This window comes from Mangrovibacterium diazotrophicum (assembly GCF_003610535.1).
In the GTDB taxonomy this organism is placed as follows: domain Bacteria; phylum Bacteroidota; class Bacteroidia; order Bacteroidales; family Prolixibacteraceae; genus Mangrovibacterium; species Mangrovibacterium diazotrophicum.
Genome location: NZ_RAPN01000004.1, coordinates 188947 through 210456, shown reverse-complemented (window position 1 = coordinate 210456; position 21510 = coordinate 188947). Strand labels below are relative to the sequence as shown.

Sequence of the window (21510 nt, the reverse complement as noted above, 5' to 3'; positions counted from 1 at the left end):
AAAATGAAAACACGCATTCTAATCATTCTTCTGGCCTTTGCAAGCCAAATTACATCTGCTCAACTCCTGTCGAAAGACCAGGAAATGGAGCAAAAAATAGATCAAATCCTCAGCCAGTTGACGCTGAAAGAAAAAGTAGCGATGTGCCACGCGCAATCCAAGTTCAGCTCGCCGGGTGTTCCGCGCCTGGGTATTCCCGAAATCTGGATGTCGGATGGCCCGCACGGTGTTCGCGGCGAAATTAACTGGGACAACTGGGGCTATGCCGGCTGGACCAACGACTCTATCACCGCATTCCCGGCACTCACTGCTTTGGCAGCCACCTTCAACCCCGAACTGGCACACGAGTACGGTGTTGCCATTGGCGAAGAAGCCCGCTACCGCCGCAAAGACATTCTGCTGGGGCCAGGCGTCAACATTTACCGCACGCCTTTGAATGGACGTAACTTCGAGTACATGGGCGAAGATCCATACCTGGCGTCCAAAATGGTGGTGCCTTACATTCATGGCGTTCAGGAAAACGGCGTTTCAGCCTGCGTGAAACATTACGCGCTGAACAACCAGGAAGAATGGCGCGGACACATCGACGTGCATGTTGACGACCGTACGCTTCATGAAATTTACCTGCCCGCTTTCAAAGCTGCTGTTGAAGAAGGTGGCGTTTGGTCGCTGATGGGTGCCTACAACAAATACAACGGTCAACACGCCACAACCAACAAGGTATTGATGAACGATATTCTGAAAGGCGACTGGGATTTCGACGGCGTTGTGGTTAGCGACTGGGGAAGTGCTCATGACACGGATGAATCGGCACTCTATGGCCTCGACATTGAGATGGGTAGCTGGACAAACGGGCTGACAGCATCAAAAGACTTCGCCTACAACGATTACTACCTGGCCGACGCTTTCTACGAAAAACTGAAAAGCGGCGAAATCGACGAGTCGGTTGTGAACGACAAAGTGCGCCGGATTCTGCGCCTGATGTTCCGCACCACCATGAGTGACAATCGTCCGTTGGGCCGAATGAACAACCAGGAACACCATGATGTTGCCCGTAAAATTGCGACAGAGGGAATTGTGTTGCTGAAAAACGACAACAACTTCTTCCCCATCAACCCAAATGAAAAACTGACGATTGCTGTAATTGGCGAAAATGCCACCAAGTCGATGACTGTTGGTGGTGGTTCATCGGAGCTGAAAGCTCAATACGAAATATCACCGTTGGAAGGGATTCAAAAACGCTACCCCAATGCAACGATTTTATACAGCATGGGCTATTCATCCGGTCCTTCAGCCTACGGACGTGTGATTCCACCCAAAGAAGATCAGGACAGCCTGCAACAAGCTGCTATTGAAACGGCCAAAAAAGCGGATATTGTTCTGTTCGTTGGTGGCCTCAACAAAAACCACCACCAGGACTGTGAAGGTGGTGACCGCTTGTCGTACGATTTGCCCTATAATCAGGACGCCTTGCTGGACGGTATTATTGCTGCCAACCCGAATGTCGGTGTTATTTTGGTGAGCGGAAATGCCGTTGCCATGCCTTGGCTAAACAAGGTGAAAGGATTGATGCAGGCCTGGTACCTCGGCAGTGATGCCGGTTACGCTTTAGCCGATGTCATCAGCGGCGATGTCAATCCTTCGGGGAAATTGCCATTCAGCTTCCCGGTAAAACTGGAAGACAACGCAGCACATTCGTTTGGCGAATTGTCCTACCCGGGCGACAGCATCAACCAATATTACAAGGAAGGAATTCTGGTAGGCTACCGCTGGTTCGACACTAAAAAGATTAAGCCGCAGTTCCCGTTCGGATTTGGTTTGTCGTACACAACATTTGAGTACAGCGATCTGAAAACCAATAAAACAGAATACGCAAAAGACGACAGCATCACCGTCAGCTTCACCCTAAAAAATACAGGGAAAGTGGCTGGTGCCGAAACAGCCCAACTGTACGTTTCCGACCCGAAATGTTCGGTTATGCGCCCTGCCAAAGAGCTGAAAGGCTTTGACAAAGTGCTCTTGCAAGCCGGCGAATCGAAAGAGGTATCGATTACTGTTCCGGTTAGCTGCTTTGCTTTTTATTCAGAAGAAGGCAAAAACTGGGTTGTTGAACCGGGCGACTTTGTGTTGCAGGTGAACAGCTCATCGGCCGACAACAAGCTCAAACAAAAGATTAAAGTGGAATAGCCAGCGCCATCCGTCATTGCGAGCGGAGCGAAGCAATCTCTTCAACCTTAGATTGCTTCGTCGTACCTCCTCGCAATGACGAGTCCTCTGGAATTTCGAAAAACTTAACCTATAAAAATAAACCCAAACAGTATATACCATGCATCTATCAAACCCAACAAGCGCATGGAAGACAAAAATGCTTGCACTGGCCTTCGTGGCCGGTGCAGGCATTTTTTCTTCGCAAGCACAGGTCCCCTACGCTTCGGGGCCGGCAAACCAGTACCTGCTCAATCAGCCGATTGACATCAGTGAAGACTTTACGAACTTCACCAACACCTACTTTGTAGCCGACTCGCTCGACAGTTTCGACCCGGCAACCGGCAAGGGATCGCTGAACTACAAACGCCACGTCTACCAGACGCGGCAAGCTTTCAACAACATGCTTGCCTTTTTGCAACCTGTCGGCGGAAACGAATTCCCGACAACCGAGTACGAAGCCAACCCGACGATGCCATTTTCAATCCAGTTTGTTTCGCCCAGGTCATTCCGCATCCGTATGGCCAGCAGCACCATTGAAAAGCCCGACGAGCCTTCATTGATGCTGGTCGACGGTTTTGCACCGCAGGATAAAAACGACTGGAAATACAGCAAGATTGACGGCGGCTATCAGTACCAAAGTGAATTTGGAAAGTTGATCATTCGCGAGCATCCGTGGCGGCTCGAAATCTACGACGAAGACGGGAAACTGCTGACGCAAACCATCAACCGCAAGGATAATGATGAGACTTACACGCCGCTGATGCCTTTCAGCTACGTGCGCCGTTCATCGGATTACTCGCGAAGCTTCTCTGCTTCGTTCCGCCTGTCGCCGGGAGAAAAGATCTTTGGCTGTGGCGAGAGCTTCAAAGCTTTGGACAAACGCGGGCAAAAAGTGATTTTATGGACCGACGACGCAAACGGTACTCAAAACGAAACGATGTACAAACCGATTCCTTTCTTTATGAGCAGTCGCGGTTACGGGATGTTTATGCACACGTCGAGCCCCATTACCTGCGATTTCGGGAAGTACTACAGCGCCGAAACCAATTTGATGATCGGTGACGAATCGCTCGACCTGTTTGTCTTCCTGGGAGAACCCAAAGACATCTTGGACGAATACACCAATCTGACCGGAAAGTCCAGCATGCCTCCGCTCTGGTCGTTCGGATTGTGGATGAGCCGCATCACTTATTTCTCGGAGGCTGACGGCCGTCGCGTGGCTAAAGAGCTTCGCGAAAACAAAATCCCCAGCGATGTGATCCACTTCGACACTGGCTGGTTCGAAACCGACTGGCGTTGCAACTACGAGTTCTCCCCTTCACGCTTCGACGATCCTGAGCAGATGATTGCCGACCTGAAAGACGAAGGTTTCAGAACCTGCTTGTGGCAACTGCCCTACTTCACGCCAAAGAACACGCTCTTCAACGAAATTATCGACAAAGGGCTATATGTGAAAAATGCCAAAGGCAACCTGCCTTACGAAGATGCCACACTCGACTTTTCGAATCCGAACACAGTAGAATGGTACCAAGGAAAAATTGCCGGCCTGTTGAAACAGGGCGTGAGTGTCATTAAAGTTGACTTTGGCGAAGCAGCTCCGGCGAGCGGTATTTTTGCGTCGGGCAAAACCGGCTTCTACGAGCACAACCTCTACCCCTTGCGCTACAACAAAGCGGTGGCCGACATTACCAAGGAAGTAACCGGCGATGCCATCATCTGGGCCCGTGCAGCCTGGGCCGGCAGTCAGCGCTACCCACTGCATTGGGGCGGCGACGCGGCCAATACCAACGTGGCTATGGAAGGAACGTTGCATGCCGGTTTGAGCATGGGTCTGTCGGGCTTTTCGTTCTGGAGCCACGACATTGGCGGCTTTGTGCTGCAAACACCCAAAGAACTGTATCGCCGCTGGACGCCTTTCGGCATGCTGACCTCGCAAAGTCGTTGCCACGGAGCGCCACCGAAAGAGCCCTGGGAATACGGCAAGGAATTCCAGGATGAATTCCGCAAAAGCGTTGATCTGAAATACGAGCTGATGCCCTACATTTTGGAGCAGGCCAAGGAGTGCACTGAAAAAGGATTGCCGATGATGCGCGCCCTGTTTGTCGAGTATCCAAATGATCCGGGATCCTGGCTCATCGATAACGAATACCTGTTTGGACGCGACATCCTGGTGGCACCGCTGTTCGAGGAGATTGCGCCGCGAGCGGTTTACCTGCCCGGCGGAGAGTGGATCGACTACCAAAGTGGCAAAACCTACAGCGCCGGCTGGCACACTATTGCTCCGGGCGAAATCCCAATTGTGATGTTGGTACGTAAAGGAGCTGTAATTCCACACATTAAACTGGCACAGAGCACCCAGTTTATGGACTGGTCGGAGTTGGAGTTGATAGTATTCGGAAAAACCGGCAAGAACACAACGGCAGAAATCTATTTACCCAACGACAGCGAGCGACAAAGAGTTCAACTTATTTGGGATGGAAAGAAATACGTGGTTGAAAATAATCCTTATCAAAAAACTATTTTTAAGGTAACAGTAATCGAATAATAGACAAGAGGGAATTGGCACTTATTTTATTTCCAATTCCCTCTTTTTATGCCTATTAATTTTTGTTAAAACATAGATACATTATGAAACATGAACAAAAAAATCATAATTTCACCTCAAAAACCGTAAAACAATAACGATGAAAAGAGTCCTGATTTGCCTGTTGTTTTTAGCAGCTGGTTTCGCTGTCCAAGCCCAGGAGAGTGAAAAAATTCACGAGGTTGGTCTTTATTTTCAAAACGTTGACCAGTTTGGTCTTCGATATAAAGTCGGTCACGACGATATTCGATACCGTTTTACAACGACCGCATTGAGCTTCAACAAATCCGACTATCCCGACAGTCAGGAACAGAATTCAAACAGCCATTGGGGAGTTCAGCTTGGTGCCGGTCTTGAAAAACACAAACCGTTAGCCGATAATTTTGGATTCTACTATGGTCCGGAAATTAATTTACTGTACACTAGGGACAAAAACAAAACGGAGGTTCCTGCGAACGAGACTATTCAAAACCAACACGGTATAGGCTTGGGAGCTATTATTGGCTTTCGCTACCAATTGGCAGAAACGTTGTCACTGTCTGCTGAATTTGTACCAAATATTTACTACCAAAAAACGACTGGGAGCAGCGAATCTGACTATTGGAATTTTTACCTGAACACCAACCAGGTTGGTCTAACACTAGCCTACCAATTTTAACAACTAACCACAGCACCAGTATGAATTCAAAAAATATCGTTCTTATACTAATTCTCATCGGCTGTAGCTTCCCTTTAAGCATATTAGCTCAAGACACCCAAAAACACAACGAAGTAGGTTTGCGTTTTAGCAATCTCGACAATTTCGGATTAACCTATAAATTTGGAAACCAAGAACTACGCTACAGACTATCGGGCATAAGAGTTAAGCACACCAACGCAAACATAAACGACACCTATGAATACAAAATGAATAGTTGGGGAGCCGGTTTGGCATTTGGTATTGAAAAACCGGTAACAATCAACCAGCAACTCGATTTTTACTATGGACTCGAGTTAGAGGGCATATACGACAAGTACAAGTATGACAATGAGCCGTATGCCTCTGGAGAAGTCAAAAACTACTGGGCTTACTTCAATTTCATTGCGGGACTTTCGTACCGTATTTCAGACCAGATAAAGTTCTCCGCAGAATTAACACCTGCTTTCTATTACAATAAAAGCGATACCTATGACGATGAACAAACAAGAGAATCATTCGGATTTGGATTGTCAAACGATGCAGCAGTATTAACACTTAGCTATTGCTTTTAATCTAAAAATATTTGTTTACCGGGTGGCTTGAAGTCACCCGGTAAATTCAGTTGATCAACGTATTATCATTTGTGCGCACATATTCCTTCACATTTTGCTGAAATTCCTGCGGCGTTTGACGGGTTAGTTGTTTGAAGAACCGGCTGAAGTACGAGCTGTCTTTAAATCCCAGGTTGAAGGCAATTTCCTTAATGGTATTTTCGCTGTGAATAATTTGCCGCTTGGCTTCCAGCACCACCCGGTCGTGAATCAGTTGCACCGCTGTTTTATCCAGTTTCTCCTTCAATATTTGATTGAGTCGCTTGGCACTGATTCCCAATTTATCCGCATAAAAATCAGCCGTGCGTTCGTTCAGGTAATTCATTTCGAGCAGGAGCATAAACTCGTAAATGCGTTTCTCGTTGATGTCCTGCCGGGTAAAATGCTCCTCTTTCAACTGAATCAATTTCAGTAGAAAGACCTTCAGCAAAGCTTTTATCATCACGAGCTGCATTTCCTTCTTTTCATATTCTTCCAGCAACAACCGGAAAACAGAAGCCAGCCCCGCGGAAGTTTGCTCGTTCAACTGCAAACAGGAAAATTCGCCCTGGATGTTAAAGATGCGAAACACATCGAGCAGGAACTCCTTCAAGTCCCCTTCAACCAGTTCACGTTTAAACGAAATAAGCACTCCCTTTTTGCCGGCTTTATTGAGCTGGTGCACCCGGTAAGGTGGGATCAGGTAGATCCAATCGCCGCGTAAAGTTTGAAACGAATGCTGCGGTACATGCAAAGCCTCTTCGTCGCGCAACCAAACAATCTCGAAAAACTCTCTTCGGGCCGGATCTTCCAAATACGAAGGCGGACAATTATCCAAATTACGGATGTATAAAACCTGGTTCCCTAACATCTTTTCCTCCATTCTTTTTTGCGGAGAAATTACCGCATTTCCAAAATGTACCACAAAAGTACCAGATATCACCATGAGCTGTATCGTTATGGGCAAATTATACCAGACATCTGTCAAATAGTGTACCTACAGGTCCTTTTTTGCCACCTAATTTTGCTTCGTAAACAAATGAATGCAATGGAACACACAGAAACACTTACAGAAACAGCTGCCATCCACGAAGCACTGGAGATGATTCTTTCCGAACATCAACAGCTGTTCAGTCAGCTTCAGTTTGAAGAAGTACCGGGCATTGTGAAAGCAATCCGCGAAGCAAACGCAATCTTCCTGTTGGGCGCTGGTCGTACCGGCTTCATGATTAAAGCCGCAGCCATGCGTTTGATGCATCTGGGCTACAAGGTACATGTGGTAGGCGAAACAACCACCCCGGCCATTGGCGAGGGCGACTTACTGATTGCCGGATCTGGATCGGGCACAACGGGCAATATTGTGAAAGCCGCCGAAACCGCTCGCAAGTGCGGCGCTGCGATCGTTTGCTTTACGACGAACCCGGCATCGCCGCTGGCACAATTGGCCAATCACTGTGTTACCATTCCGGCGGCCGGAAAGCAGCAACAAAACGAAACGGTTTCGCAGCAGTATGCGGGCAGCCTGTTCGAGCAATCCTTCCTGCTGCTTTTCGATGCCATTATTCAGCATTTGTGGCAGGGATCGGGCGTGAGCCGCGACGAGTTATGGAAACGTCACACCAACCTGGAATAGCAAATAGAATTCAATATTATAAACAATTAAACAACGATTATTATGGCAAAATTACAAGTAGCAATCGACTTGCTGAATACAGAAGACGCAATTGCATTAGCGACAAAAGTGGCTCCTTACATCGACATCATCGAGCTGGGTACACCGCTGATTAAAAGTGAAGGACTGCGTGCAATCACCGCTATGAAAGCCGCCTTCCCGGACAAAAAAGTATTTGCTGATTTTAAAACAGCTGATGCCGGTGCGCTGGAAGCAGAAATGGCGTTTAAAGCCGGAGCGGATTACATCACCATCCTCGGATCGGTAGATGATGCCACCATTGTCGGAGCTGTTGCCAAAGCAAAAGAATACAACTGTGGCGTTGTCGTAGATACCATCGGGATTGCCGATCGTGTAAAACGTGCACAGGAAGTCATTAAACTGGGGGTTGAATTTGTAGAACTGCACGCCGGATTGGACGAACAAGCAAAAGAAGGTTACTCGATCCAGGTACTAATTGACGAAGCTGCCAGAGCTGGCGTACCCGTCTCAATTGCCGGAGGTGTAAACCTGAACAGCATTGAAGGCGTGAAAAACTCAGGAGCTGTTGTTGCCGTAGCCGGAGGGGCTATTTACGGTGCAGAAGATCCTGCTGCTGCTGCCAAGGCTTTGAAAGAAGCGTTGATCTCAGCGAACTAAAACTTGCACTCCCGCGAGAAGCAAGGAAAGCCTGGAGAATCTCCGGGCTTTTTTCGTTAAAGGATCGATCCGATGGCGTTAATTTATTCGCAAATGCCTGCAGTAAATTTCGTCAATTTAAAATTTGAGCGTTAATCGCTGACAGGATCTTTGCCGGTTTCTTTCAGTTCCTTGTTCATCCTCAGGTATAAAATGAAACCAACGACGAGGGTCCCCAACGAAACCGGCAACAGCATCCAACCGATGATGACCAGTGACTCGTCGGCCGAAAACAACTTGATAAAGGTAATGCCGGTGGCGAAAACCATAATGGCTGTGCGGACAAAAGCCAGGAAAGTACGCAGGTTGGCCAGCCTTGTCCGATCCTCTGCTAATTGATCACTTCTACTCACAATCTTTTCTTTTAGTCTAACAAAGCTAAAGGTACCACTTTTCAACCAGCACAATTAATCTTTTTTAAATCCCAGCCTGTCAACAAATCAGATCACCCACCTGTTTCAATACCAAACAACTAAATCGATAAGTTATGGCAAAAGTAAGTGTTTACCTCAACTTCGACGGCCAGGCCGAAGAAGCGTTCGAATTCTATAAATCAGTCTTTAAAACAGAATACTCGTTCGGGTTTTCCCGTTTTTCAGATGTCCCGCCATCCGAAAACATGCCTCCCCTTTCCGATGAAGATAAGAAACTGATTATGCACGTCTCATTACCAATCATGGGCGACTTCGTCCTGATGGGCTGCGACATGCCCAAATCAATGGGGTTGAAAGTTAACATGGGCAACAACGTGAACCTCAATCTCGAGCCCGACTCCCGCGAGGAAGCCGACCGCCTGTTTACTGCTTTATCCGACGGTGGGAAAGTACATATGCCCATGGCTGATATGTTTTGGGGCGCCTATTTTGGCAGCTTTTCCGATAAGTACGGAATCCAGTGGATGGTGAATTATACGACAAACGCTTAAATCATGGGAACACAACAAACCATAATTACGGTGCAAACCAAAGTGAATGTACCGGTAGAGAAGGCTTGGTTTTATTTCACAACACCAAGCGCGGTTACGCGCTGGAATCATGCATCGGACGATTGGCATTGTCCGGCAGCCACAAGCGAACTAAAACCGGGCGGCAAATTTTGCTACACCATGGCTTCCAAAGACGGGAGTATGAGCTTCGATTTTGAAGGCACCTACACCGAAGTTATTCCTCACAAAAGCCTGAAATACGAAATTGCTGACGGAAGAAAAGTTTCCGTGCTTTTTAAGGAGACAAACGGGGAAACGGAGGTTCTAACAACATTTGACGCTGAAAACCAAAACCCGGCGGACATGCAACAAGCGGGCTGGCAAGCCATTCTGGATTCGTTTAAAGCGTTTGCAGAGAAATCGTACGGTAGAGGGTAAAAAATGATGTAATGAACGTCCGCATCGGCTAATTGTGGCAGGAATTTTGTTGTATTTAACGCAACGTTTTTAAACAGTTTGCATCGATCTAATACAGGCCAACCGAAACAATTATGAAATATTTCAATTTTCTCTTTGTCATTCTTCTCGTTACACTTTGGGCGTGTGATGAAGATACACCCGAATCGACCAGCATTAAAGGAGATAGCGGAATTACGTACGACGAAAGCTTCAGCCGCTGGGAAAATCTGAAATTAAAAAATGGAACATCATATGTCTATTCCGTCACTTCTGAATCGTGGACGGGATACCGCTCGGTGACAACCTTAACGGTTACAGATGGGACCGTTAGCCAACGATCATACCAGGCTTTTTCAATGAATAATCCGGAAAATGAAGAAGTTGTTTACGAGGAGTGGACTGAAACAGGCGACAGTCTCGGAAGTCATACAGCCGGTGTGCCTTTATTTACCATTGATGATTTGTACGAAACCTGTGTAAAAGATTACCTGGTTGTTGATGAGTCGAACAATAGCCTGTATTTCGACACCGATGCCTCGGGAGTAATAAGTTTATGCGGCTACACACCCGACAACTGCGCCGACGATTGTTATGTCGGCATCAATATTCAAGCGTTTAGTTGGGTAAAAGACGAATAGTAACGCTATTCGTGCACATGTAACGAAAACTGATCGGGATTCTTTCCGCGAACATCTTTGTAAATATCACTCAACTGGGCAATCACTGCGTTAAAATCGGACGTATCGTGAATCACTTTTACAACACCCATTTCTTTTTTTTCGTAGTCGAGCGTGGTTACAACAATCGGCACCTTGGCTTTCTGAGCCATATACAGAAAACCTTTATTCCACTTTGTTCTACGCGTAATCCAACCTTCGGGCGAAATAACGGCGTGCAATTCATCGGCCTTTTCAAACATTTCAACGATCTGAAAGATCGCATTCTGTCCCTTGACACCACGAACCGGGACAGCACCAAGTGCCCTCATGATGTAACTCATTGGGAAAAAGAACATCTCCTTTTTCGTCAACAGTTTAAACTTAATTCCCAAACTAGTAAAACCAAGCTTTCCGTAGTAAAAATCAACATGGGCCGTGTGTGGTGCAAAAACGGTAACCGATTTCTTTAGTCCGTTATAATCTCCAACAACCTTCCAACCTTGCTTTTCCAGGACCTTCCCGGCTATTTTCCGCATCATAAAATTGAAATTGAGCGGGCGAAGATAGGGATAAAAATTTGATCGCTAAAAATAAAATAACCAAGGCGTTACTGCATTTCAGCAAAAATTTAAAAACTATGTTTTACTTGCTATTCCCCGGTCGCCAACTCTCCCACAAAACAGCAACAGTCAAAACAAAATTAGACGTGGAACGCAACAAAAGAAATCCTGTAGAATTATGATTAAAATTAGCTTCATAAAAACAAGACAAATCATCATTAACATCTTGATCTCTATATTAAAATAGCAACAGTAATAAATAAAGACTACAACCTGTTTTCATTCTATTTTGATAAGGATAAAAATATCGATTGTTAAGTAATAATTAAATAGATCCAAAAGTGCTATATCTCTAAATCTTTTAGCGTTTTACGACTGTTACTGTTCAATATTTTTTCTAAAAGCAAGTTTAACCCCTGGTACCTTCTAACTATGACTATTGACGACAATCTTTTAAGTATTTACGACGAGGTTTTCCAAAGCAATAGCGAACTGGAACACGGAATAATTAAAAACCACATCATGAAGATCAAGGAAATGGATGAATTTATGCCCCCCAGCCTTTCATTCTTTATTCTTACAAACACCACCCTCAGTCATTTTCCTTTTGTGAGTAAGAACTTCAGTTTAAACCTGGGCCTGGATCCTCAACTGATGAAAACAGTCGGTGCCGAATATTGGCTAAGTCATTTTCACCCGGAAGACCTGCCTGTTTGGATTGGCGTTTTAAACGATCTCATGGTATTTACAATGACGGAAGTTGAGCCTGAAAAACGCATGCACCTCTCATACACCTGGAATTTCAGGGTTCGCACGGCAAAGGGAAATTATGTCAACATATTCGAACACCAGTCGCCGCTACTGCTCGATGATATCGGCAAACCAGTCATTGGTCTAGGACACCTCACCATCATCGGACAGGGTGAAGCACTCCCTATAAAGGCAACCGTCAAATGTTTGAACGAGGAAAAGGAGTACGAAACCCTATACAGCCAAAACTATTCTCAACGCGCAATATCCAACGGGTTGTCGAACAGGGAAAATGATATTATCCGTTTCCTCTCGATGAAGAAAACCAGCAAAGAAATTGGAAACATTCTTCATATCAGTTCACACACGGTAGATACCCACCGTCGAAATATTCTGAAGAAACTGAATCTCGGCTCAACCGGGGAATTGATTGCATACGTTCGAAGCCATCAACTCTACTAATTATCGTTCAACCAAACCGGTAATTCCCGAATATTTTTTTTACCTGACAATACTCAAAATACTCAAATTGAGTATTGCAGGTACTTATTTGGAATCGTTCTTTTGAAGTAACAATTGGAGAAGACCAATTTTCAGTTGTAACTGGTATTTAACGCAACAAACCAAAACAAGAAATAGCCCTTTAGGAAGGGCAACACCGTACCTGATTTCAAAACACCATGAAATCAGGCTGGTATTGTTTTGCACAAAACGAAGAGCGATGGAAAATATTCTAAAAAGCAAAACCGGACTTAAAATCCTATTCCTGACAATTGCCACCGCAATAGGGATAAAACTTTACGGCGATTACCGAAAAATCGCCGCATTAGAAACCTCGTTTCGGGAACAAACGGAACAGGAACGAGCAATTCATTCCAGATTCCCCAACCCGGTATCCCACAGCCGATTTTCGCAGCAGCCTTATTGCGGTTCCGGCTATGTCTTCGATGTTCGCCCCCAATAAAACATTCATTTCCTACACCCAAACTTGATCACACACCAAAACCCCATTCAATGAAAAAACACCTTTACTGCACGTTGTTCATGTTGCTGGCATTGCCACTCATGGGTATGTCACAAACAACTTGTTTTGTACTTATTAAAGAAAAAAAACTAAGCTGGGCTTGCAAAACCGATGCGGGATACGAAACCTTTCACCTCCCATCGAAACTACCGTACGAAACCCGGAAAAAGATTTTGGAAGTAAAAAAGAGCCACATTACCGCCAACTCGGAAAATACTGTTCGGATTAAAGATATCAACCTGAAACCCGATGACTACCTGATTATTTACCAGGAAACCTACCAAAACAAGGAATGCGGAAACTACAGCATGTATTTCGCATTTCCGGTTAAAGACCCATCGCTGGCCGAGCAGAAAATTGCGGAAAGGCAAAAGACATCCTTACTGAAGGAAAGCTACCAAAGTCACAAAATCGTTGAAATCATTCCGCCTTACAAATCCGACGAACCAGGCTTTTTTCAACAAATCAACAACAGCATCATCAAATACCTCAAAGAAAACGGAGAAGATGATCTTGAGCGGGAATATCAAAAGAGTACCGCAATTGGAGTGAGAGGATAACCCCAATTTTCCCACAAATAATCAACTCAAATAAAAATCTCTATGAAAAAAACATTACTCTTTCTGTTCATCGTATTCGGGATAAACGCCTTTGGACAAGAGCGCCTGACGCTTAAGGTAGATTATGAACTCGGGGGAGAACCTCCTAAACAATGGACAACAGTGCAAGGCTATACGCCGACATGTTATCAGTTTTTAAACCTGGATGTCGCAGTAAAACGCGGATACAATTATAGCAAAGACAAACCACAGGTGATGTATCGACTCACCATCAAGAACAACGCACCAACAGCAATGTGGATCAGCCTCCGCTGGAGTTTCGAGGGAAGTGGCGGTGCCAAAACTGTTGAATCAGGTCAATCCGTTTCTTTCGAAAGTCTCCAAACGCTGGAAAGTCACCCTTCATTTGAACTCTATAACATGCGACTAAAGTTCAGTCAAGCCGATCGTGACCGATACGGCGTATACGCTGAGTCGAATATCCTAAAATGCGGAGACACCTTCCAGTCAATCCTAAACGAGGCGAAGGCAAAAAAAGAGAAAAACTTAAAAATAGCTGCATTAAGGGCTGAAATCAATTCGTTGGGCGACAACTGGGAAGGATTAGTTCAGAAAAAATCGGCCTACGAGTCTTTAAATAAGCTAGAAGGAAACAATAAGTATAGTAGTCAAATTAGCAAGATTGACGAACAGTTGGCGGAACTTAAAAAGAAGGAGACCGCTAAAAATGCGAAAATAAAATCGCTAAAAACAGAGATTGCCCAATTACCCAATACTTCAGAAGGTCTCACGAAGAAGAAGAATCTTTACCAGGAATTGTCAAAGGTTGACGAAGCGAACAATTACAGTAACGAACTTAGTCAAGTGGACGAACAATTGGCCAAGCTTCAGTCAGCCGCAGACAAAGAACAAGGAACGAAAACAGTGAGTTCGACCGCGAATAATAGCAGTTCGGATAATAACGCTTTGGGGAGCGATTCCGGTAGCTCCTCCAAGAGTACAACCAATTCTTCCACGCGTCAAACAAACAGTTCCATCTCGGGAACAACGGCTGCCAAATCTGAATCAAGTTCAAGCGGCCAGTCAGGCTCCACTACAAGTGCTTCGCAACAAAAATCAGCTCAAGAACTGGAGCAGGCACGCAGACAAGCAGCATATGACGCACAAATGGCCAAAGTGAAACAACAGGAAGCACAAATGGAACAAACGTCGAAACAGATAGCAAAATTTTCGAATACGTATGCTCCAGCAGTGGTTGAAGGCGTTCAGAGTGGAGTGATTACACACTTCGGAGGAACACTTGATTTATACAGCAGTGAAAGCGAAGCAGACAGTGAATCGACCATGTTCATGCTTTACGGTGTCGGACTAGGAATTGCTGATGCAGTAAACTGGGACCTCGCTTTTGGGAAATTGGACGAAGGCTTTTCGGAAGAGATGCAGTCCTCGTTTGCCTGGAGCACCGGACTTGATGTAAAAGTTTTTAAAGGACTTCAAGCCGAGCCTGGAAAATATTGGTTTAAAGTGTATTTAGGAGGCGAAGTAGGTGGCTACAGCAGTGAGTATATTGTAGAAAACTGGAAAAATGAAATTACTTATAACAACGATGGATTTTTCTATGGAGGCCGGGCAACAGCAGTCTTGTTCAACTTATTTATGGTCAGGTATGCTATCGGCGTTGAAAACAAAACTGTATCCAGCTACGACAGTTCAGTTGAAGATCAGGAATTTGAGTTGGACTACAGCAAACTCGGATTCGGCCTTCTAATCCATTTTTAGGTATACCTCTCCGATCTGCAATACCAAGCAAAACGCGTTTTTGACAAATATACTCGCGACCAGGTCGCTACTATCTTCCCCATAAATAAAGGGGTGCCTCCGCTTAAACACGGAGAGCACCCCTACTCATAAAACTAAAATCCAATATGTCGCTTTGATCTTTAATTCAGCAAATGAACTTCGTCTTTTATTGCCGGTAAAACTTCTACATCTTTTTCGTTCAGCGTATAACCAGCCATATTCAGTTTTACGTTTTTTGTGGTTGTCCCACCAATTTTGAACAGCTGTTCCGCACCCGTCGTTTCAAAAGCATCAAAAGTCATATCCTGGCTGTTCGATAAAGTTGCCGCTACACCGCCTTCGTCAAGGTGCAGGGCCACATTTTTAAAGCCAATTTTTGACGCGTAATTGATACCGATACCTTTGTCGGCTTTAATCAGCATATCTTCGAACTGGATATTTTCAACCGGCATTTCAGGGATCCCCACAATTTTGACAGCTTGTTTCGCACCGTCGCAATAAATGTTTTTAAAGTACATGTTGCGGAAAGCAGGTGTTTCTTCGCTAACAGGAGCCGATTCAATAATCAGGTCGCCCGTGATCGGATCTTCTGATGGCGACTTGCCGGCGTAGAACAGGTTGAAACGAATGGCTTCGGTCGGGATGTTGCTCATGCGGATGTCTTCCATCCAAATATTTTCGACCACGCCACCGCGACCCCGCGTACTTTTAAAACGCAAACCACAATCTGTGCCGATGAAGGTGAGGTTTTTAGCGTACAGGTTACGCACACCACCCGACATTTCGCTACCCAACACAAAACCACCGTGACCGTGGTAAACCACGCAGTCTTTAATGACAAACAGCTCGGTTGGTTTGCCACGTTCGCGGCCATCTTCATCTTTACCCGATTTAATACAAATCGCGTCATCCCCCACATCGAAGCTACAATTTTCGATCACCCCAATGCGGCAGGATTCCAAATCCAAGCCGTCGCCATTTTGCGAAAACCAAGGATTGCGAATGCTCAGGTTGCGCAAAGTTACATGCTCGCACATCAGCGGGTTCACGTTCCAGGCCGGTGAGTTTTGGAAAGTCACACCTTCCAGCAACAACTTCTTACAATTCACGAAACTCACCATCACAGGGCGCAGGTAGTGTTTGAAAGGCTCCATATTTTCCAGCGTCCATTCTTTCGGCAACTGATCTTTGTGCTCGTTACCAATCATCGATGCTTCAGACGGGTACCATTTGCGGTCGTCGACAACCACACCTCCGGAGTTCACAAACTCCTTCCACTGGTTTGCCGTCAGTTTTTCTTTTTTAATCTGACGCCATTTGCTGCCATCGCCATCAAAAATCCCCTGCCCGGTAATCGCAACATTTTCCAAATCGCGTCCCATGATGGGCGACTCGCAACGAATTTCGCTCAGTCCTTCAAAGAACGAGTCGATTAATTTATACTGATTTAAATCTGCTGTAAACTGAATGTACGCACCATTAGCTGTGTGCAGATTCACATTGCTTTGCATGTAAATCGGACCGGTTATCCACAAGCCTGCCGGAACTAAAACGACACCTCCGCCCGATTCCGAACATTTTTTAATGGCCGAGTTGATGGCTACAGTACTCAGGCTGTGATCGTTTGGTACTGCTCCAAAATCGACGATATTAAAAGTATCAGCCTTAAAAGTTGGCACTTGTATCTCAGGCATTTCAAAAGGCAGGTTCATTCCTGCGATCGATGAAGGCTCCTGCTTCGTTTCCGTTGTTGGGCATTGACACGCCACCAACATGCTCATTAACAAGCTTCCGGTCAAATAAAGAAATTGCTTTTTCATATAAAATAGTGATTGAGTATTCGTCTTTAAATGAATGTCGTCATAGATGGTCATTTGATTGTCATTCAGTAGTCATTTTATTGCAAGCACTCTCTTCTCCAATTGTCCACGAAATAACTATTAATGACAACGAATGACTTATTCCGCTGGATTCCAGTTATCAGTTCCGCTTTTAACCCGATTTCCGGGGTTGAAAATATTTTCAATCGTGTACGCTTTTGCTTCTTTGTCGCTCAGCTGATGCGACCAACTAATGCGCTGTTCTGTATTTGCACCCGCTCCTGAACTTTGGTATTCGGCATAATAGGCAGTTTGGTCGCGCTGCGTTCCGCCCCAGTTCGACCAGCCTTCGGGAAGAATATGGCCTCCCAACTCGCAATTCAGGTAAACAACTTTCGCATAATCGCGCCAGGGACGTCCCAGGTAACATTTCGAAACACCTTCATCAGCCGTTAATTTGCAGTTCAGGAACACATAGCCAAAAGGTTGATTTTCGACAGTACTCGCAGCAGTTACGTACGAATCGCTTTTGCTGTTAATAGTGCAGTTGTCGAAAACAGCAATCGCTTCACCGAAAATAAAATCCGTGGTTCCTTCAATGAAACAGTCTTTGTAGTATTGACGACTCCCCTCGCCGGCTGCGTAAAGCGTGTCCTGGTGTCCCAAAATACGACAGTTCCGGAACTGGCAACGATCACCTTCAACATGCAAAGCCACCGCCTGCCCAACCGGGCCCGATGAATTAATGATGGTCAGGTTTTCGGCTATAAAATCATTCGCTTCAACTTTTAGGGTATAGGTATGAAAAGTACTGTTGCGTCCCAGGTTCAGTTTCTCGAAATGATCGTCATAGGTAATGATCGTTTCGTTTGCGTCTTCGCCCTTCAGAGTCAACTTCGTATTCCAGGAATATACCCGAACTTTTTCGATGTAAATACCTTTTTGAATGTGAATAACGATTGGCTGATCCGGAAATGCTTTGGTGGCATTAATTGCTTCCTGAATGCTGGTGAAATCGCCGCTTCCGTCCTTCGCTACAGTCATTTCGTATTTGACGTCGGCAAAGCTGCTGCCAATCATTCCCATGACAGCGATTAAAATCAAAACTAGTTTTCTGACAGTTTTCATTCTCTCTTATTTTTTTAGTTTCTGTAATCCTTCAAATACTAAGCCGGCAACGGCTTTCGCTCCTTCCGGCTGAAAGTGAGTGTTATCGTTTTGTCCGTCGGGATAAGCTTCGTAAACTCCTGCCGGCAGGTTCATAAAAAAGTGATCATTTACATATTCCTTCCCGATTTGCGTAAACAGCTCGGCCGAGGTGGATGTGAGATCGATGAGATAAACATTCAGTTCATCCGCCACCTCTTTCATTGCCCGGGGATAGTCGCCGTGAACAGTTCCCAACAAAATGTCATTTTCCCAGGGATAGTTGCGGGTTACGGGAGTAATCAATACCGGGATACCGCCTTTCTGCCGGGTTTGGCCCACAAACAAACGCAAAAACTCCTTGTATCCCTGGATATTCACATAACGCTCCGGTTTATTTTCGGCAGCATCATTGTGCCCAAATTGCATCAGTACAAAATCCCCAGGTTGCATTTCGTCGTAAACCGAGCGCCACCGCCCTTCCTGTAAAAAAGTACGTGTGCTGCGACCTCCTTTTGCCCGGTCGTCCACAATGACAGAATCGGCCGGAATAATTTTGATTTTTGCCAGGCTATCTTTGGTCATAATCGCCTGAAACACCTGCCCCCATCCGGTGATCGGGAATTTCTGTTGCTTGTAATTTTCTTCCAAACTGTAGTCGGCAACCGTTGAGTCGCCAATCAGAAAGATCTTCGTCGGGCGTTTGTTTTCGTCTTCCTGTGACTTGGGCTGACATCCAAAAGCCAATAGGGCCAGTGCAAATACGATAATTTTTCTGTTCATTTTCAATTTCATTTAGAGTTCCGGAATCCAGTCGTCAGCAAAAGCCGGAGAAACTGACTCCGAACCGAAAATGTTTTTCAAGGTGTACTGATCGGCTTCTTCATCGGTCAGCTGATGAGACCAGGCCGCACGTGCTTCCGCATTTGCTCCCGGACCGGTACTTCTATATTCGGCATAAAAAGCAGTTTCCTCGTTGCTTTCTTTTCCCCAATTGTTCCAACCTTCCGCTTTAATTTGCGCTCCCAGATTACAATTCAGGTAAACCACATTTGAATACGGACGCCACGGACGTCCCAGGAAAAAGGTGCTGTCTTCAGCATCACCCGTGATATTGCAGTTCCGGAAAACAAATCCGTATTTGTTGGTTTCCTGGGTTGAAGCTGCTGTGACGTATCCACTCGTTTTACAGAAGATTTCGCAGTTATCGAACACCGCAATCGACCAACCAAAAATGAAGTCGACTGTTCCTTCGATGTAGCAATTTTTGTAATACTGCCGGCTACGATCGCCTTGCGGATACAGTGTATCCTGATTTCCCAGGAAGCGACAATTGTTGAAAATGATTTTGTCGCCGGATATGCGCACTGCCACAGCTTGCCCTACCGGACCGGACGAATTTTCGAAAGTGATATTTTCGGCTTTAAAATCATCGGCGAAAATGAAAAAGCCCGATGAACCGGTCGTTCCTTTTTCTTCGCCAAAAACATTCATTTTTTGCGCGTAATCGTCGTAGGTGATGATCGTTTTCATTTTATTCTCGCCAATAAAAGTGACCTGGCGTTTGCTGGTTGGTAAAACCAGTTTCTCTTTGTAAATCCCGTTTTTAATGAGAACGACCGTTTCATTCTTCCGAAAATCGGGAACAGCATCAATGGCTTCCTGAACCGTTTTAAAATCGCCAGTGCCCGACTGATCCACGATAAAGTCGGCTTTAACATCCTTCGCCTCAACCATAAACCCCGCCAGCAAAGCGAGCAGTAAAATTTGTAATCTTTTCATAATTGGGATGGAATTCTCGTTTTATTCCTTTGATTATTTAGTTGCAACTAATTCGTTTAAGTACACTTCCAAATTCGTATAGTCATCCGACAATTTATAGGCTGAGCCATCTGCTGCATCTTTCGGATTTAATCCTTTTTGCTCTTCCCATTTATCGGGTATGCCGTCGCCATCGGTATCTTTCGGCGCGGGTTTGGATTTCAATTCAGGGTAGCCACCAACATCGGTTTGCGAATCGATAATTCCGGGCAAATTTCCCCGTGAGCCACGAAACGTCGCCGTTCCGGTCTCCACTTCTTTTACGATCCGCTGATCCACCGCATCGCGGACAAAGCTATCACCACTGCCTTTTAACACCGACAGATAAGCTTCCTGTGCTGTTTCCTGCTCAATCGGGCAAAACGGAAAAGGATTGTCCGATTTCGCCTTTTCCAGAACGGCTCCCTCATCCAGATCAACACCTCCGTTCCAATTGTCCTTAGTCACCTTTTCATTTTCAAACACGTAGTTATCGGCAATGTAGAACTGACCAAAGGGCAAATCGTCCTTCGCCCTAAAAACATTAAAAATGCGATGTGAAAGCTTTTCCGGAGTCGCCGGACCGGGTTTGTAATAATTGGCGACCATATTTTGCTCGGCCTTTTCGCCGGCATAAGTGCTGTTTACTTTCCAGTTGTAGATGACGTTATTGCGGAAGTCGACCACATCGGTCCAGGGCACATTGTAGCGCGAACCGTTGAAGCGTGGGTTTCGACTCGAATTGTGTGCAAACAGGTTGTGATGGAAGCTCACATTTTCGCCTCCCCAAATACCACCGTAACCATGTTCTCCTTTGCGGTGAACCGAGTTGTTCAGTGCTTCCGAAATAATGCACCATTGCACGGTTGACTCGTGCATCTCGTAAAGCGACGCACATTCGTCGGTTGCCCAACTGAAGCTGCAGTGGTCAATCAGAATATTTTTTGAATGTCGAATCGACATGGCGTCCGCTTCTACCTTATTTTCATCGCCCAAGCGGAAGCGCATGTAGCGGATAATCACATTGTCGACATCAATCAGAACGGGGTAGCCCGCAACGCAAATACCATCGCCCGGGGCAGTTTGACCTGCCAGGGTAAAATTGCCGTAGCGAACCCGCAGCTCCGATTTCAGCGCTATTGTTCCGGACACTTGAAAAATGATTGTCCGTATTCCTTCTTCGTTTAGGGCAGCCCGCAGGCTTCCTTCCCCCGAATCATTCAGGTTTGTGACGGCAATCACTTTTCCGCCACGACCTCCGGTGGTATATTTCCCACAGCCTTCAGCACCAGGAAATGCAATTTGTTTTTCTGAAGATTTCAAAGGGACAGCTGCTGTAGCTGCGACTGTGGTCCCCAAAAGCAGTGTTACAAATAACAGTCTAAAACGATTTGCGATGTGATTCATTTCTTGGTTTGTTAGTTGTCTGTAAAGGTACCAACAGCGGTGAGAACAGGGGGTGGCATATTGATACAACAGCGGGGATAAAATGACAGAGACGTGCTGCTAGTAGTGATCAGTCGCAGTGACCAGTATTCAGATTACACTTCATCTTATTAGGAGCACCGGCATTGCCTTGAATAACTCAGACCGACT

General features: G+C 45.6%; 21 protein-coding genes. 13 read left to right on the top strand and 8 right to left on the bottom strand.

The window, feature by feature from the left end:
• Positions 1 to 3 precede the first annotated feature (3 nt).
• The 4 genes from BC643_RS20595 to BC643_RS20580 all read left to right on the top strand — a co-directional run bounded on the left by BC643_RS20595 (position 4) and on the right by BC643_RS20580 (position 6043).
• On the top strand, positions 4 to 2187 hold the full coding sequence (locus BC643_RS20595) for a beta-glucosidase (protein ID WP_120275172.1): 2184 nt from the start codon (positions 4 to 6) through the stop codon (positions 2185 to 2187).
• A gap of 139 nt (positions 2188 to 2326) precedes the next feature.
• Positions 2327 to 4753, top strand: a complete 2427-nt coding sequence (locus tag BC643_RS20590; protein WP_245995036.1) for a glycoside hydrolase family 31 protein — start codon at positions 2327 to 2329, stop codon at positions 4751 to 4753.
• A 139-nt stretch (positions 4754 to 4892) separates the two neighbouring features.
• Entirely contained in the window at positions 4893 to 5450 is a 558-nt protein-coding gene (locus BC643_RS20585; protein ID WP_120275170.1) for a hypothetical protein, read from the top strand.
• Between the two features lie 20 nt (positions 5451 to 5470).
• Entirely contained in the window at positions 5471 to 6043 is a 573-nt protein-coding gene (locus tag BC643_RS20580) for a hypothetical protein (protein ID WP_120275169.1), read from the top strand.
• A gap of 46 nt (positions 6044 to 6089) precedes the next feature.
• Here BC643_RS20580 and BC643_RS20575 read toward each other — a convergent pair whose 3' ends face one another.
• On the bottom strand, positions 6090 to 6944 hold the full coding sequence (locus BC643_RS20575; RefSeq protein ID WP_211338160.1) for a helix-turn-helix domain-containing protein: 855 nt from the start codon (positions 6942 to 6944) through the stop codon (positions 6090 to 6092).
• A 165-nt stretch (positions 6945 to 7109) separates the two neighbouring features.
• Here BC643_RS20575 and hxlB point away from each other — a divergent pair, with 165 nt between their 5' ends.
• Together hxlB and hxlA are read left to right on the top strand one after the other, a co-directional pair.
• On the top strand, positions 7110 to 7694 hold the full coding sequence (gene hxlB / locus BC643_RS20570) for a 6-phospho-3-hexuloisomerase (RefSeq protein ID WP_120275260.1): 585 nt from the start codon (positions 7110 to 7112) through the stop codon (positions 7692 to 7694).
• 42 nt (positions 7695 to 7736) lie between these two features.
• Entirely contained in the window at positions 7737 to 8372 is a 636-nt protein-coding gene (gene hxlA, locus BC643_RS20565) for a 3-hexulose-6-phosphate synthase (protein ID WP_120275168.1), read from the top strand.
• 131 nt (positions 8373 to 8503) lie between these two features.
• Here hxlA and BC643_RS20560 read toward each other — a convergent pair whose 3' ends face one another.
• Positions 8504 to 8764 carry a DUF202 domain-containing protein gene (locus BC643_RS20560; RefSeq protein WP_170154643.1) on the bottom strand — a complete coding sequence of 87 codons (261 nt, stop codon included), beginning with the start codon at positions 8762 to 8764 and terminating at the stop codon, positions 8504 to 8506.
• A gap of 134 nt (positions 8765 to 8898) precedes the next feature.
• Between BC643_RS20560 and BC643_RS20555 the strand changes: the two genes are divergently transcribed.
• The 3 genes from BC643_RS20555 to BC643_RS20545 all read left to right on the top strand — a co-directional run bounded on the left by BC643_RS20555 (position 8899) and on the right by BC643_RS20545 (position 10433).
• Entirely contained in the window at positions 8899 to 9336 is a 438-nt protein-coding gene (locus BC643_RS20555) for a VOC family protein (RefSeq protein WP_120275166.1), read from the top strand.
• 3 nt (positions 9337 to 9339) lie between these two features.
• On the top strand, positions 9340 to 9774 hold the full coding sequence (locus BC643_RS20550; protein ID WP_211338159.1) for an SRPBCC family protein: 435 nt from the start codon (positions 9340 to 9342) through the stop codon (positions 9772 to 9774).
• A gap of 113 nt (positions 9775 to 9887) precedes the next feature.
• On the top strand, positions 9888 to 10433 hold the full coding sequence (locus BC643_RS20545) for a hypothetical protein (RefSeq protein ID WP_120275165.1): 546 nt from the start codon (positions 9888 to 9890) through the stop codon (positions 10431 to 10433).
• A 5-nt stretch (positions 10434 to 10438) separates the two neighbouring features.
• Here BC643_RS20545 and BC643_RS20540 read toward each other — a convergent pair whose 3' ends face one another.
• Positions 10439 to 10993, bottom strand: coding sequence for a 1-acyl-sn-glycerol-3-phosphate acyltransferase (locus BC643_RS20540; RefSeq protein WP_120275164.1), 555 nt, complete (start codon positions 10991 to 10993; stop codon positions 10439 to 10441).
• Positions 10994 to 11446: 453 nt separating this feature from the next.
• Here BC643_RS20540 and BC643_RS20535 point away from each other — a divergent pair, with 453 nt between their 5' ends.
• From BC643_RS20535 to BC643_RS20520, 4 genes are all read left to right on the top strand, one after another.
• Complete coding sequence (locus BC643_RS20535) at positions 11447 to 12226, top strand: LuxR C-terminal-related transcriptional regulator (RefSeq protein ID WP_211338158.1); 780 nt, start codon at positions 11447 to 11449, stop codon at positions 12224 to 12226.
• Between the two features lie 259 nt (positions 12227 to 12485).
• Positions 12486 to 12728, top strand: a complete 243-nt coding sequence (locus tag BC643_RS20530) for a hypothetical protein (RefSeq protein ID WP_120275163.1) — start codon at positions 12486 to 12488, stop codon at positions 12726 to 12728.
• A gap of 50 nt (positions 12729 to 12778) precedes the next feature.
• Positions 12779 to 13348: a hypothetical protein gene (locus BC643_RS20525; RefSeq protein ID WP_120275162.1), complete on the top strand. Its 570-nt coding sequence runs from the start codon at positions 12779 to 12781 to the stop codon at positions 13346 to 13348.
• Positions 13349 to 13390: 42 nt separating this feature from the next.
• Entirely contained in the window at positions 13391 to 15127 is a 1737-nt protein-coding gene (locus tag BC643_RS20520; RefSeq protein ID WP_120275161.1) for a coiled-coil domain-containing protein, read from the top strand.
• 161 nt (positions 15128 to 15288) lie between these two features.
• On the opposite strand, the gene BC643_RS20515 is transcribed toward BC643_RS20520, so the two are convergent.
• The 5 genes from BC643_RS20515 to BC643_RS20495 all read right to left on the bottom strand — a co-directional run bounded on the left by BC643_RS20515 (position 15289) and on the right by BC643_RS20495 (position 21321).
• Positions 15289 to 16968: a glycoside hydrolase family 28 protein gene (locus tag BC643_RS20515; RefSeq protein ID WP_120275160.1), complete on the bottom strand. Its 1680-nt coding sequence runs from the start codon at positions 16966 to 16968 to the stop codon at positions 15289 to 15291.
• Positions 16969 to 17106: 138 nt separating this feature from the next.
• Positions 17107 to 18096 (bottom strand): pectinesterase family protein, encoded by a 990-nt coding sequence (locus tag BC643_RS20510; RefSeq protein ID WP_120275159.1) that lies wholly within the window; start codon positions 18094 to 18096, stop codon positions 17107 to 17109.
• Between the two features lie 6 nt (positions 18097 to 18102).
• Positions 18103 to 18897, bottom strand: coding sequence for a rhamnogalacturonan acetylesterase (locus BC643_RS20505; protein WP_120275257.1), 795 nt, complete (start codon positions 18895 to 18897; stop codon positions 18103 to 18105).
• A gap of 12 nt (positions 18898 to 18909) precedes the next feature.
• Positions 18910 to 19896 carry a pectinesterase family protein gene (locus tag BC643_RS20500; RefSeq protein WP_120275158.1) on the bottom strand — a complete coding sequence of 329 codons (987 nt, stop codon included), beginning with the start codon at positions 19894 to 19896 and terminating at the stop codon, positions 18910 to 18912.
• A gap of 33 nt (positions 19897 to 19929) precedes the next feature.
• The gene (locus BC643_RS20495) at positions 19930 to 21321 is read right to left on the bottom strand and encodes a pectate lyase family protein (protein WP_120275157.1); all 1392 of its coding nucleotides are present in this window, start codon (positions 21319 to 21321) and stop codon (positions 19930 to 19932) included.
• Between the last annotated feature and the right edge of the window lie 189 nt (positions 21322 to 21510).

Coding starts and splice junctions, on each gene's coding strand:
- BC643_RS20595 (WP_120275172.1), top strand. CDS start 4: ATGAAAACACGCATTCTAATCATTCTTCTGGCCTTTGCAAGCCAAATT.
- BC643_RS20590 (WP_245995036.1), top strand. CDS start 2,327: ATGCATCTATCAAACCCAACAAGCGCATGGAAGACAAAAATGCTTGCA.
- BC643_RS20585 (WP_120275170.1), top strand. CDS start 4,893: ATGAAAAGAGTCCTGATTTGCCTGTTGTTTTTAGCAGCTGGTTTCGCT.
- BC643_RS20580 (WP_120275169.1), top strand. CDS start 5,471: ATGAATTCAAAAAATATCGTTCTTATACTAATTCTCATCGGCTGTAGC.
- BC643_RS20575 (WP_211338160.1), bottom strand. CDS start 6,944: ATGGAGGAAAAGATGTTAGGGAACCAGGTTTTATACATCCGTAATTTG.
- hxlB (WP_120275260.1), top strand. CDS start 7,110: ATGGAACACACAGAAACACTTACAGAAACAGCTGCCATCCACGAAGCA.
- hxlA (WP_120275168.1), top strand. CDS start 7,737: ATGGCAAAATTACAAGTAGCAATCGACTTGCTGAATACAGAAGACGCA.
- BC643_RS20555 (WP_120275166.1), top strand. CDS start 8,899: ATGGCAAAAGTAAGTGTTTACCTCAACTTCGACGGCCAGGCCGAAGAA.
- BC643_RS20550 (WP_211338159.1), top strand. CDS start 9,340: ATGGGAACACAACAAACCATAATTACGGTGCAAACCAAAGTGAATGTA.
- BC643_RS20545 (WP_120275165.1), top strand. CDS start 9,888: ATGAAATATTTCAATTTTCTCTTTGTCATTCTTCTCGTTACACTTTGG.
- BC643_RS20540 (WP_120275164.1), bottom strand. CDS start 10,993: ATGATGCGGAAAATAGCCGGGAAGGTCCTGGAAAAGCAAGGTTGGAAG.
- BC643_RS20535 (WP_211338158.1), top strand. CDS start 11,447: ATGACTATTGACGACAATCTTTTAAGTATTTACGACGAGGTTTTCCAA.
- BC643_RS20530 (WP_120275163.1), top strand. CDS start 12,486: ATGGAAAATATTCTAAAAAGCAAAACCGGACTTAAAATCCTATTCCTG.
- BC643_RS20525 (WP_120275162.1), top strand. CDS start 12,779: ATGAAAAAACACCTTTACTGCACGTTGTTCATGTTGCTGGCATTGCCA.
- BC643_RS20520 (WP_120275161.1), top strand. CDS start 13,391: ATGAAAAAAACATTACTCTTTCTGTTCATCGTATTCGGGATAAACGCC.
- BC643_RS20515 (WP_120275160.1), bottom strand. CDS start 16,968: ATGAAAAAGCAATTTCTTTATTTGACCGGAAGCTTGTTAATGAGCATG.
- BC643_RS20510 (WP_120275159.1), bottom strand. CDS start 18,096: ATGAAAACTGTCAGAAAACTAGTTTTGATTTTAATCGCTGTCATGGGA.
- BC643_RS20505 (WP_120275257.1), bottom strand. CDS start 18,897: ATGAACAGAAAAATTATCGTATTTGCACTGGCCCTATTGGCTTTTGGA.
- BC643_RS20500 (WP_120275158.1), bottom strand. CDS start 19,896: ATGAAAAGATTACAAATTTTACTGCTCGCTTTGCTGGCGGGGTTTATG.
- BC643_RS20495 (WP_120275157.1), bottom strand. CDS start 21,321: ATGAATCACATCGCAAATCGTTTTAGACTGTTATTTGTAACACTGCTT.